11 protein-coding genes and 1 tRNA gene are annotated in these 12,646 nt (G+C 62.4%); 7 read left to right on the top strand and 5 right to left on the bottom strand.

Going from position 1 to position 12,646, the window contains the following annotated elements; translation table 11 throughout:
- The first annotated feature begins 242 nt into the window (after positions 1–242).
- Positions 243–2,135 carry an ABC transporter ATP-binding protein/permease gene (locus FJ527_RS26620; protein ID WP_181166502.1) on the top strand — a complete coding sequence of 631 codons (1,893 nt, stop codon included), beginning with the start codon at positions 243–245 and terminating at the stop codon, positions 2,133–2,135.
- A gap of 270 nt (positions 2,136–2,405) precedes the next feature.
- Positions 2,406–3,770 carry a magnesium transporter gene (gene mgtE, locus FJ527_RS26625; protein WP_140619658.1) on the top strand — a complete coding sequence of 455 codons (1,365 nt, stop codon included), beginning with the start codon at positions 2,406–2,408 and terminating at the stop codon, positions 3,768–3,770.
- A 57-nt stretch (positions 3,771–3,827) separates the two neighbouring features.
- On the opposite strand, the gene gor is transcribed toward mgtE, so the two are convergent.
- The 3 genes from gor to rpiA form a co-directional block, all read right to left on the bottom strand.
- On the bottom strand, positions 3,828–5,219 hold the full coding sequence (gene gor, locus FJ527_RS26630; protein WP_140824446.1) for a glutathione-disulfide reductase: 1,392 nt from the start codon (positions 5,217–5,219) through the stop codon (positions 3,828–3,830).
- 116 nt (positions 5,220–5,335) lie between these two features.
- Positions 5,336–5,968 (bottom strand): DUF2059 domain-containing protein, encoded by a 633-nt coding sequence (locus FJ527_RS26635; RefSeq protein ID WP_140619662.1) that lies wholly within the window; start codon positions 5,966–5,968, stop codon positions 5,336–5,338.
- Entirely contained in the window at positions 5,955–6,686 is a 732-nt protein-coding gene (gene rpiA, locus FJ527_RS26640) for a ribose-5-phosphate isomerase RpiA (RefSeq protein ID WP_140664506.1), read from the bottom strand. The genes FJ527_RS26635 and rpiA overlap by 14 nt, the downstream gene beginning before the upstream one ends.
- 252 nt (positions 6,687–6,938) lie before the next feature.
- Between rpiA and FJ527_RS26645 the strand changes: the two genes are divergently transcribed.
- From FJ527_RS26645 to FJ527_RS26665, 5 genes are all read left to right on the top strand, one after another.
- Complete coding sequence (locus FJ527_RS26645; RefSeq protein ID WP_015317873.1) at positions 6,939–7,622, top strand: phosphoglycolate phosphatase; 684 nt, start codon at positions 6,939–6,941, stop codon at positions 7,620–7,622.
- A 138-nt stretch (positions 7,623–7,760) separates the two neighbouring features.
- Positions 7,761–7,835 (top strand) — tRNA-Val (locus tag FJ527_RS26650).
- 151 nt (positions 7,836–7,986) lie between these two features.
- Positions 7,987–8,244 carry a PepSY domain-containing protein gene (locus FJ527_RS26655; protein ID WP_015317872.1) on the top strand — a complete coding sequence of 86 codons (258 nt, stop codon included), beginning with the start codon at positions 7,987–7,989 and terminating at the stop codon, positions 8,242–8,244.
- 138 nt (positions 8,245–8,382) lie between these two features.
- The gene (locus tag FJ527_RS26660; protein ID WP_246677812.1) at positions 8,383–9,126 is read left to right on the top strand and encodes a lysozyme inhibitor LprI family protein; all 744 of its coding nucleotides are present in this window, start codon (positions 8,383–8,385) and stop codon (positions 9,124–9,126) included.
- Positions 9,127–9,229: 103 nt separating this feature from the next.
- Positions 9,230–9,706 (top strand): hypothetical protein, encoded by a 477-nt coding sequence (locus tag FJ527_RS26665; RefSeq protein WP_140664511.1) that lies wholly within the window; start codon positions 9,230–9,232, stop codon positions 9,704–9,706.
- Between the two features lie 3 nt (positions 9,707–9,709).
- Here FJ527_RS26665 and FJ527_RS26670 read toward each other — a convergent pair whose 3' ends face one another.
- Positions 9,710–11,596 carry a murein L,D-transpeptidase gene (locus FJ527_RS26670; protein WP_140824448.1) on the bottom strand — a complete coding sequence of 629 codons (1,887 nt, stop codon included), beginning with the start codon at positions 11,594–11,596 and terminating at the stop codon, positions 9,710–9,712.
- A gap of 209 nt (positions 11,597–11,805) precedes the next feature.
- A complete protein-coding gene (locus FJ527_RS26675) occupies positions 11,806–12,552 on the bottom strand; it encodes a 3-oxoacyl-ACP reductase family protein (RefSeq protein ID WP_140619669.1) in 747 nt (248 codons plus the stop codon).
- Between the last annotated feature and the right edge of the window lie 94 nt (positions 12,553–12,646).

Below are 12,646 nucleotides of genomic sequence, written 5' to 3' on the forward strand. Positions count from 1 at the left end.
CCACCGTTTTGCTGGCGATTCGATCTTCAATCTGTTGCTTCAGTGCAACGGCCGCGAGAGCAATCCCACAGGCCTGGTTTAAAAATTAATGGAAAATGATCAATTGGTGTTACCATCCGTAACAAAACAAAAAAGGTTTGGGCGGGATCGTGATTCGGATCGGCAGGCGATCGCAAGAGTCAGTACCGGATGGACTACGCAGCGACGCCGCAGGGCGGTCGCATTTGACGCCGGTATCCTCGATGCGCAATTTCTGGGGGCTCGTGCGAGCCTACTGGATCTCGGACCGCTGGAAGGAAGCCTGGGCGCTGACGCTGGTGATAGCCCTGCTCACCGCGCTGTCCAGCAAGGCTAGCGTGTGGTTCGCCATGGCGTCGGGCGAATTGGTGAATTCGATCGCCTTCCTGCACGATGCCGCCAACACCAGGCCCTTGGAAACAATCCTGACCAACGCCGGCATACTGGTGCTGCTCGTCATGCTCAAGGACGTCGGCTTCACCGGCGTGCGCAATCTCGTCTCGGCAACCTTGCATCGCAAATGGCGCGGCTGGCTGAACGACCAATTCAACCAGGCCTTGCTCGACGGCAACCATACCCATTTTCACGCTCAACATGGCTCCCCGGACGGCGGCATCGTTGCGCCTGACAATGTCGACCAGCGCATCCAGGAATCGATCAAGGACATGACCGGCGGTGCGATCGGCCTCGCCATGGGCGTGCTGGGGTTGGCGACTTCGCTCTACTTCATAGGCCAGAACCTGTTGCAGTCGTCAGTGGAGGTCAAAGGCCTGGAGTTCCTTGGCAGCTATGGCAGCGCTGTTCTCGCCCTTCTCGCTGTTGCCACGTACGTCCCCCTCAACACCTGGATCGCCGTCAAGCTCGGCAGCCTGCTGGAACGTCTCAATATTCGCATGCAGAAGGCCGAGGGAAGTTATCGTAGCGAACTGACGACGTTCCTGCGCCGCAGCTTCCATGTCGCCGCCTCGCATGGCGAGGGCGTGCAGAAGAGGATGCACGACCGGCTCTATGTCGACATCGATCGCACCTGGGGGCGGCTGAATGTCGTCAACTCCAGCTATATGTCGTTCGAGCTGATCTACAACTTCGTCGGCGCCCGTATCGTCGCCTATGCTCCAGGCCTTGTGCCGTTCATCCACAGCCGCTTGGACTATAAAGGCTACATCACCGGCTCCGAAATGGTCGCCCAGCTCATCAGCCAGTGTTCCTGGTTCATTCATGTCATGCCCGCCATCGCGACGCTGCGCGCCAACAGCCAGCGCGTGACGGAGCTCGCCAACGCGATCGAGAAAGTCCAGCACCCGCAGGAATTCTACAGCCAGAGCGGCCGTTCCGACTTCCACTACGCCAGCCAGAATCCGGTCTTCGGTCTGACCATCCAGAAGCTGGAGCTGGCGCATCAGGGTGAGGATGCGACACCATTCCTCAGTTCCGCCAACCTGCGCTTCCGGCGCGGCGAATGGACCTTCCTGAAAGGCGAATCCGGGTGCGGCAAGACCTCGCTGATCAAGGCGATCAACGGCCTGTGGCCTTATGGCCGCGGCACCATCGTCTTCCCCGAGGGCGTCAAGAGCTTCTATGCCGCCCAGGAGGTCAAGCTGCCGCAGGTGTCGCTGAAACAGCTGGTCTGCCTACCAGGCTCCGAAGGCGACCACGGCGATACCCAGGTCGCGTCGGCACTGCACAAGGCTGGCCTTGGCGATTTCATCGAACACATGGCCAATGAAAGCCGCGAGGGCAAGAGCTGGGATCAGGTCCTGTCGGGCGGCCAGAAGCAGAAGCTGGTGGTGGCTCGTATCATCCTGCAGCAACCGGGCCTGCTGTTCCTCGACGAGGCGACCGGGGCTCTCGACCCTGATGGCAAGATTGCCTTCCACCAAGCCATCAAGGACAACTGCCCTGATGTGACGGTGATCAGTGTCATGCACGAAGCCGTGGCACCGAGATCTGCTGCCGGGACCGAGTTCTACCACTCGATGGTCCTGATTGCCGACGGCGTCGCCACGAAGAAGCCGCTTGCCCCGAGCCTGCCGCTGGAACTCACCACGATCCTGGCCCAGCCAAGGCCGGTCGAGGACAAATGGACGCGTTTCTCGCGCCGGCTGAAGCAGAAATAACGCTGATGTCATCGTGGCTTGCAACGGTGACCGATCCACGGTGATCACAGTCTCGCGATCCGGGCCGTTCGGCACTGTTTTCCTTCCTCACCGCGATTGACTCGGCAAGGCGCGCTCCTATGTTGCGCCGGCTTGCAGCAGTCAAAAGCGAACCCGCAAGCAGAAAGGTCACCGCGCCATGCCTGGCGACAGTCACAGTCGAACGCAACCGCCGTCCGCCTAGACGTGACCTGAATGGTTCATGTCCTGCCGGACGGCAAGGAGTGAGCCATGAACGATTTTTTCCCCGTAGCGGACGACGAGGCCGTCGCTATCGCCCGCATCCTTGCCAATGATCACGTCGCCGACCTTGTCGAGGCGCTCAACCATGAATCGCGCGAAACCGCGACGGAGCTGCTTTGCGCCGTACCCTTCGAACGGCTGGTCGAGATTTTCGACCAGCCTGAGCTCGAAGGCGCGCCCGAACTGGCGGAGGCCCTGCCCCGTCCCAAGGCGAGCAAGCTGCTCACCGCCATGTCCGTCGACCGCGCGGCCGACATCCTGCGCGAGCTCGACGAGCCGGCACGCTCCGAGCTGCTCGGTGCGCTGGCACCGCCGCTGCGCGCCACCCTGCTTTCCATTCTGGGCTATCCCGAAGGCAGCGCCGCCTCGATCATGACCACGGAGTTCGTCAGCGTGCCCTCCGACTGGACCGTCGGACGCACGCTCGACTACATCCGCAAGGTCGAACGGACGCGCGAGACCGTCTATGCGATCTACATCGTCGATCCGCGGACAAATCTCCTGGTGCGGTCGACGGGCTTGCGTCGGCTCATCACCGGTGAACCGGACGACCCGATCCTGTCGGTAGCGCCGGACCGCCTGCCGGTGACGGTCACTCCGCTGACGGATCGTGAACACCTGGCGCAGACGATCTCCAAATACGATCTGCTCGCCGTCCCGGTCGTCGACAACGGCAAGATCCTCGGCATCGTCACCATCGACGACATCATCGACACGATGATTGAGGAGACGACCGAAGACGTGCATCGCTTTGGCGGCATGGAGGCTTTGGACGAGCCGTATATGAAGATGAGCTTTCTCGCCATGATCAAGAAGCGCGGTGGTTGGCTCTGTGCGCTGTTCATCAGCGAGATGCTGACGGCCAATGCCATGCAAAGCTATGAGGGCGAGCTGGAGAAGGCGATCGTGCTGACGCTGTTCATCCCGCTGATCATGAGCTCCGGCGGCAATTCCGGCTCGCAGGCGACCTCGCTGGTCATCCGCGCGCTGGCGCTGCGCGAAATCGGCCTTCGTGACTGGTGGCGGGTGGCGCTGCGCGAACTGCCTACCGGTCTCGTGCTCGGCGCCATGCTGGGCGTGGTCGGCGTCTGCCGCATCGCGCTCTGGCAATATATGGGCTTCTATGACTATGGCCCGCACTGGCCGCTGATTGCCGCAACCGTTGGTGCCGCACTGGTCGGCATCGTCACCTTCGGTTCGCTGTCGGGGTCGATGCTGCCTTTCGCCCTGAAACGGATCGGTTTCGACCCCGCCAGTGCATCCGCACCGTTCGTCGCCACGCTGGTCGATGTCACCGGACTGGTGATCTATTTCTCGGTGGCGCTCGTCATCCTGCGCGGCACCTTGCTGTAGCGGTTCGACTGCCGCCGCCGGCCGTGGCTGGCGGCGGCAGCGCCGCGTCAGGCGACGTCAGACGCGCTCGCCGTCCTTCACTCGATAGGTCGGCTTGTACATGGTGACGAGCTCTTCGGAGGCGGTCGGGTGCACGGCCATTGTGCGGTCGAAGTCGTCCTTGGTCAGTCCGGCCTTCAGGGGGATGCCGAGCAGCTGTGCCATTTCGCCGGCATCCGGCCCCAATATGTGGGCGCCGAGAACCCTGCGCGAAGCGCCATCGACGACCAGCTTTATCAGCATCTTTTCGTCACGGCCCGACAGCGTGTGCCGCATCGGCCGGAAGCTGGCGCGGTAGATTTCGACATCGGCGAAGCGCTTTACGGCTTCGTCTTCCGACAGGCCGACCGTGCCGATTTCCGGTTGCGAGAAGACAGCCGTTGCGATCGTGTCGTGGTCGGGCGCCGTCGGATTGTCCTTGAAGGCCGTCTCGACGAAGCACATGGCTTCGTGAATCGCCACCGGGGTCAGCTGCACGCGGTTGGTGACATCGCCGATCGCCCAGATATTGTCGATGCTGGTGCGGGAATACGGGTCGACCTTGATCGCACCGGTCGCGGCGGTCATATCGAGGCCTATGCCTTCCAGGCCCATATTCTCGGTGTTGGGGATGCGGCCGATGGCCAGCATCACCTGATCGACCGTCAGCACCTGCCCCCCGATGAGCTGCGCGTCGAGCCGTCCGTCCGGCCGCTTGCTGACCGATTCGGAGACGGAATGGCAAAGGATCTTTATCCCCTTCTTCTCCATCGTCTCATGCAGCGTGCGCCGCAGGTCCATGTCGAAGCGGCCGAGGATTTCCTTGCCGCGATAGACCAGTGTGGTGTCTACGCCGAGGCCATGGAAGATGTTGGCGAACTCGACCGCGATATAGCCGCCGCCCTCGATCATGATCGCCTTTGGCAGTTCCTTGAGGTCGAAAGCCTCGTTGGAAAAGATGCAGTGTTCGTGGCCGGGCAGCGCCGGATGCGCTGCCGGACGGCCGCCGGTGGCGATCAGGATCTGATCGGCGGTGACGGTGCGGTCCTCGCTCAGGAGGTGGATCACGTGCGGGTCGACGATCATCGCCCGCGTGTGAAACGTCTCGCCACCCGAACCCTCGACATTCTTCTTGTAGATCGCTTCCAGGCGGCTGATCTCGCGGTCCTTGTTGGCGACCAGCGTCTGCCAGTCGAAACTGGCTTCCGGCACTGTCCAGCCATAGCCGGCGGCGTCGGCGAAATGCTCGGGAAATTGCGAGGCATAGACATAGAGCTTCTTCGGCACGCAGCCCCTGATGACGCAGGTGCCACCGAAACGGTATTCTTCGGCAATGCCAACGCGCTTGCCGAGCGCTGCCGCGACCCGCGCCGCCCTCACCCCTCCGGAGCCGCCGCCGATGACGAAGAGGTCGTAGTCATAACCGGCCATGAAGCGGCTCCTTGAACGCCAAAATTCGACTGACAGGTAGGCCGCAAACCGTCAAAAGAAAAGCCCGGACAAGCCGGGCTTCACAGATGGCCGCAAGGCCGTCGGAAAGATCACGATCAGTTCTGCGTGCCGTCCGCCGGCGCAGAACCGTCGGCGGGGGCCGCGCCATCCGCCGGAGCAGCTCCGTCCGCAGGAGCAGCACCGTCCGCGGGCGCGGTTGCATCGGCGGGTGCGGCCGGCGCCTTGGCCTTTGCCGCCGCTGCCAGAGTCTCGCCGACTTGCTGGGCGAGATCGCGCGCGACGCCGTTCTGCCAGATGTCGGCGGCCTTGACGAGGTCACGCGTCACGGTCGGGCCGCTGTCGAGCAGCTTCTTGCCGGACTCGGAGCTGTAGAAAGCCGCGATGTCGGAGAGTTCCTTTTCGGAAAACACCTTCGCATAGGCAAGAGCCGCCTCCTTCTCGAGATCCGCACGGCGTGAGGCCATCGCCAGCGCCTTCTCGTTGATCGTCTTGCCGATCAGTTCCTGCATGTCCGGGTTCTTCTGGATAAGCTGCGATTCGAGCGCCGCGGCGGCCTGCGGCAGGATGTTGTCGAACGGGTCGGTCGCGTGGATCGCGGCGACCGCGGCGCGTGCGGCCTTCAGATGCGATTCCGTGACGTCCTGCGCGAAGACAGGCGAGGAGAACGCGAAGACGGCCGAAGCCGCCACAAGGACGGAAAGACGGCGAACCCGGTTATGCAACATCATGATCGGTAGAACTCCCTGGTTTTCGGGCGGCATGGACAGTTTGGATACCGTCGCCGCCGGCGATGATGGCCGCTGACGCCAGCCCGATGAAAAGACCATGCTCGACCACGCCAGGAATGGCGTGGAGAGCATTCGAAAGCGCTCTTGTATCCGGAATGCGGCCAAAAGATGCATCGAGGATAAAATGGCCGCCGTCTGTAACAAAAGGCTGGCCTCCCGTCATCCTCAATGTCACCGGACCGGAAAGGCCGAGATTTCCAGCCGCCATGGCCACGGCGATCTCGGTCGCGCGCAGGCCGAACTGGTTGACTTCTATTGGAAGCGGAAACCGGCCGAGTGTCTCGACCATCTTCGAACGATCGGCGATGACGATCATGCGCTGCGAAGCCGCGGCCACGATCTTCTCGCGCAGCAGCGCCCCGCCGCCGCCCTTGATCAATGTCAGCTCCGGGTCGACCTCGTCGGCACCGTCGACGGTGAGATCGAGCTCGGGCGTTTCCTCCAGCGTCGACAGTGGCACGCCGAGTTCGCGGCACAGCGCAGCAGTGCGTTCAGAGGTCGGCACGCCTGTTATGGTCATGCCGGTGGCGACCTTGTCGGCAAGCAGCCGCACGAACTCCTCGGCAGTGGTGCCGGTGCCGATGCCGAGCCGCATGCCGTCGCTGACATGGGCAAGGGCCGCCCGCGCGGCCTCGACCTTCAATTGCCTCGCATCCATGCTGCTTTGCTGCCCCGAAACCGAATGCATGTCGCCCAAAATGACCTCGGCTTTGGGAAAACGACATGCATGAAAGAAAGACCTGAAGCGCGCCGCATGAGTCTGTTTCGACGCGACGCGCTTTAGCGTTTTCGGCTCCTAGCATTTTTGCAGGCCGGGTCAAAGCCCTTGGCAGCCGCCCCGCCGGTCTGCTTGCCTTAACGCGTCGCAGCCGTTATCGCCTGCCATGCACAAACCTGCGCAGGATGGATCATGACTCGCCCGATCATCGTGTTCGACCTCGATGGAACGCTGATTGACACGGCGCCGGACCTGCTCGACAGCCTCAACCACAGCCTGGCGGCCAGCGAACTATCGGCCGTCGACGAAGCCGGCTTCAAACGCTTCGTCGGCCATGGCGGCCGGGTGATGATCGAACGGGCGCATGCCGCGCAGCAACGATCCCTCAAGGTCGAGGAGCACGACCGGCTGCTGAAACTGTTCCTCGATCACTACACCGACAACATTCCGGGCAAATCCCGCCCCTACCCCGGCGTGACCGAGGCGATTGCCCGTTTTGAGAAGGCCGGCTATCTGCTGGCAATCTGCACGAACAAATACCAGGCCAATTCGCTGGCGCTGATCGAAGCACTCGGCTTGACCAGGCATTTCGCGGCAATTGCCGGGCAGGACACGTTCGCGTTCCGCAAGCCCGATCCGCGCCACCTGATCGAGACCATCAAACTCGCCGGCGGTGATCCGCACCGCGCCTTGATGGTCGGCGATTCGCAAACCGATATCGACACCGCCAAGGCGGCCGGCATTCCTGTCGTCGCCGTTGATTTCGGCTACACCGACCGTCATGTGCGCGAGTTCGAGCCCTCGGCGGTGATCTCGCATTTCGATGCGTTGACGCTCGATCTGGCGCAAAGGTTGATCGGCGCCGCCGCACACTGAGCGCCACGATGAAAATCTCTGCGGAACGGGCCTTGGCGAGACCGCAAATCCGATCTGTGTGACAACACCAGACGCTGCCTTGACTTAATGGGTCGGCCTCCCTTATATCGCGGCTCGCTTGGCCTTCGGGCAACGAGCGGGCGATTAGCTCAGCGGGAGAGCACACCCTTCACACGGGTGGGGTCGCAGGTTCAATCCCTGCATCGCCCACCATCTGTTTGCTGAACATCACATCGGCAGCTACAGCCCGCCTTCCCCTTTGGCGCTCTGCCTTTCCGCACAGGCGCTGAACGCCGGAACACCCACATGCGGAACAAACCTGCATGACAGCGAGTTTCCTTGCGTCGAAACTTGAGGGAAAACCATGTCCAGATTTCTGCTTGCGGCCTCCGTCGTCGTTCTTTTCGCCGCCGGACCCGCCTTTGCCGCGGATGAAACTGCACTGCCGCCACCCAATGCCAAGAAGCTGTCGGAGATCATCGCCAAGGTCGAGCAGCGTGACGGGTTTCGGTACGTGAAGGAGGTCGACTGGGACAAGGACGGCTACACCGTCACCTACTATACCTCGGACAAGGCAAAGGTCGAAATCGTCTTCGATCCTGTGACGGCCGAACCAAAATAAGGTTCGCGGACATCCCGTCGCGAATGCGCTGCGTCTGCGTGTTCTCAACGACAAAACGAGCGTCAAAATTGTCCATCCTGGCGTATGTTGGGCTGGGCGCGGGGCCGCGCCTTCGGCAATCCTGTTGGCTTGGGGGCCATGATGCGATGTTTCGTTAGACCCTATCTTCTGTCTGTATTCGCCATCGTCTCAGCCGGCGGCTTCCTTGCCGTTTCTCCGGCATTGGCGGACGGGCCGTCCTTCGACTGCGGCAAGGCAAACCTGCCGGCGGAAAAGGCGATCTGCGCCGACCCGCAGTTGTCGGCGATCGATCTGCTGGTTTCGAAGGCCTATAAGGAATTCGAGCCGGCGTTCGGCGGCGACAAGCGCAAGATTGCCCGCGGGCTGATCGCCGATCGCAATGCTTGCAAGAGCGATACCCCCTGTATCGTCAGCGCGCTCGACAACGCCTTGCAGACCTATGGAAATGCGCCGTCCTGGGTGCAGGACTACACCATCGCGCTGGTCGGCAAGAAGGCGCTGGACGCCGCTGCACGGAACCCCGGCAATAAGGACCAGCCCCTGCCCTCGGCGATCGGCCAACGCGCGTCGACGCATATCGAGACGCTGACCACGCGGCTTGGCGACGATCCGCTGGAAACGGCTACTCCCGAAGCGGGCAGCGCGGCCACATTCACCAATGGCGGCGGCGCCGTATCCTACGATCGCGAGGCCGGCCTTGCCGCCGCCCAGGTCGGCGAACCCGTCGTCATGTGCTTGATCTCCATTCCCAGGGACTGCCCCAAGGACGACGACCGTGGCCGGGTTTATTATTCCGTCGACCTCGTCGCGAAAGGCTCCTGGGCTCTCCCGGATTCGCAGCACATGTGCGGCGGCGCCTGAGTGGCGGGATTTTCACCGGCGGGCCCAGGAGTGTTCCGTCTCCCCTTGCGTCAATTCGCCATTGATGGCTGATTGTGGAGGGACCGGGCTTCAGGGGGTGGGTATGTCGGCTGCGAAGCACTTGATGAAGCGCGTCCTCATGATGCTGGCCGGCTATCTCGTCGCCATACTGGTTGGTCTGATCGCCGTCGTGGCGATCTATGCCGCGCTGAGTTCCCTGCCCAACGCGCCAGCCTATTTCGACCTCATGGGGGTCTCGCCGATCGCGGCCTTTGTGGTACCGCCGCTCGGCATGTTCATCTATTTCCTGACCATCGTGGTGACCGCGCCTCAGACGCTGATTTTTGCGCTGATCGCCGAATTCTTCTCTCTTCGCAACGCTATGCTGCACATGGTCTTCGGCGCCGCGGCTGCGGCCGGAGGTTTCTTCCTGATCTGGCCGGGCGCGGCGGAGGACGTGGATCTGGAGCGCTGGGTCGACATCGGCATCATAGCCGCCGCCGGTCTGGTTGCTGGGCTGGTCTATTGGCTGATCGCCGGGCGCGACGCCGGTTTCAGGCGCTCGCTGTCGGAGCGATAACGACTAGCTTGAGGGTGAGCGCACCGCCTCGGTTGCGTCCAGGGCCTGCTTCAGCCGGGAATCGCGATCGTAGACGTCGCTGAAATACTCGACCTTGCCGGACATGTCGGGCCAGGCGGTGAAATAAGCGACATAGACTGGGATCTTGCGTGTCACATCCTCGGTCGAGTGTCCGTGCTTCAATTTCTCCGCGATATAATCGACCGAGGTGCCGAGCACTGCCGCCGCCATGCCGCGCGGATCCTGCAGGCGCACGCAGCCATGGCTGAGCGCGCGCATATCCTGCTTGAAAAACGATTTCTGCGGCGTGTCGTGCATGTAGATCGCGTGCTTGTTGGGGAACAGGATCTTCAGTTCGCCCAGAGCATTGGCCTCGCTCGGCTGCTGGCGCACATTATAGGGAATGTTGGCGCCATAAGCGCCCCAGTTCACCGCCGACGAAGGGATGCGCTTGCCGCGTGAATCCGTCACCTCGTAGCCGGCCCGGTCAAGATAGCCGGGATCGCCGCGCAACCTCGGCAGCATTTCGTTGACGATGATCGACTGCGGCACGCCCCAGTAGGGGTGGAAATCGACCTGCTTGATCTGGTCGTAGAAGAAGGCGGTCTGGTTGGTGACGCGGCCGACGACGGCACGCGTCTTCAATTTTTCCTGGCCGTCGTCGATATAGCTTGCGGTGAAGGCAGGCTGGTTAATGAAAACACGCGGGCTGCCGAGATCGGAAGGCAGCCAGCGCAGTTCTTCCAGCGCCACCTCCACCTTCAGCAGCCTGTCGGCCTTCGACGTCCCGGCCAGCGTGGCGACCGTGCGTGGACCGATGACGCCATCGCCCTTCATGCCTTCCTTCTGCTGCACCGCCTTGATCAGCGGCACCAGCTCGGGAACGTAGACTTCGCTGGTTGCCAGCCGCGACAGGACCTCGCCATAGGTGCCGCCCATCTCGTCATCGAGATTACGCGCGATCAGCGACAGCAGCTTCGGCAATTCGGGGCTGGTTTCGCCTGGCTTCAGCAGCAGCTTGGGATCGACGACGATTTCGTTCTCGGCGCTCGCCTGCAGCGCTTCCAGTTCGACGCGCAGCGCCTGATATTCCGCATTCTGCGGATGGCGCGATTCCAGATAGGTGCGAACCTCCTGGGTATGCGCCAGAGTCTTCAGCACGCCCATCATGTCGAGCGGCTTGGCCGGGAAATCGTAGTAGCCGGTCATGCGGTTGGGCTCGACACGGCCATTCTGGGCGTCATGGGCATAGCGCAGGACACGTGCCGACAGCGCCATCTCGAATCGCACGAGCTCCTTCAGCTTGGCTGCCTCGTCCGCCGAGGACGAACTGGCGGCAGGCACATCGACCGTGTAGTCGGCAGGCGTGAGGCCGTAGCTTGCAGCCTCGCCAAGCACCCGCACGGCATCCTGGGCGCGGTTGTTCGGGGTGGTTCCGGTCACCCAGATGAAATCCGGGTTGGCCGAGTAATAGGCGATCAGCGCCTTGGCGATGTCGGGCTCGGCATAGAGTTCATAGTCGGCGAGCCCGGCAATGGCTTCATGGAAGGCAGCACCCGTGGCCGAAGGCACGAAAGCGGCATCTTGCGGTGTAGCCGGCTGCGGCGCCGTCGCCAGCGTCGAGAAGTCGACACGCACCAGCTTGTCGGCCTTGTAAGTATAGTAGGACGGACTGCTGATCCTCACACCGCCCCCGCCGGCCGGAGCGTTCGGCTTGGGTTTGTGCTTCGGCGGAGGAGGCGGAAACTCGCCTTTCGGCTCATGCCTGATGCCCCCGCCGAACAGCATGTCGAAAAATCCCTGGGCCCCTGCCTGAGGCATGCCGAAAGCCAGCGTCGCCGTAACCGCCACCAGCGGCATCACGGTTGCTTTTTTACCGAGGAATTTCATGGATCACCCGCTCCGGTCGCAACCGGTTCCCGTTCCGCACGCTAGACCGTCCCGCTCACCGCATGGCGGATGTAAGGCGCGACTATACCGATTCATACCGATTTCGTTAAGCTTTCATAAATTTCGGCAGGGCTGTTGCAGAACGGTTTCACAACATCGTGACGGCCGGCGCGACCGAACTGTCGCGCCGGCCCGGGAATCCCTGTGGCTTACGCGTTTGCGCCTCCATCGATGGTCAGCGCGGCTCCGGTGACGAACCTGCCCTCCGGTCCGGCGAGCCAGGCAACCATGCCGGCGATATCGTCAGCTTCGCCGAATCGCGGGGTGGCCATCTTCTGGCGCTGATGCTCGGCATGCGGGCCGTCGGCCGGGTTCATGTCGGTGTCGGTCGAACCGGGATGGACGACATTGGCGGTGATGCCGCGTGACCCGAGGTCGCGGGCCAATGCCTTGGTCAGGCCGACCAGCGCCGCCTTGCTGGCCGAGTAGGCGCCCAGGCTGGTGTCGGTGACCCGCTCGGCCAGATTGCTGCCGATCGAGATGATCCTGCCGCCCTCGCCCATGTGCCTTGCCGCCGCTTTCGAGGCGATGAACGGCGCTCTCAGATTGATCGACATGGTTTCGTCGAAATCGGCAAGCGACAGCGCATCGATCGGCGCGGCGCGCCAGATGCCGGCACTGTTGACCAGGATGTCGAGCCGGCCGAAGGCAGTCACAGCATCGGCCACCGCCTGGTCTATGGCCTCGGCGTCACGGTTGTCGGCTTTAATGGCGATGGCGCGACCGCCCTTGGTCTCTATCTCGGCGACGACGGACCGAGCCTGCTCCTCGCCATGCACATAGGTCAGCGCCACATCGGCCCCCTCCGCCGCCAACCTTCGTGCAATGGCCGCGCCGATACCGCGGCTGCCTCCGGTGACGAGTGCTGCCTTGCCGTTCAAATTTCCTGATGACATCGGTTTCTCCATTTATGTAGCGATTGATACATAAATACCTGCCAGCCTTGCCTGGCCGCGTCAACTCATTTATGTATCGATCAACACAGAAAAG

The organism is Mesorhizobium sp. B2-4-18, from assembly GCF_006441385.1.
GTDB lineage: Bacteria > Pseudomonadota > Alphaproteobacteria > Rhizobiales > Rhizobiaceae > Mesorhizobium > Mesorhizobium australicum.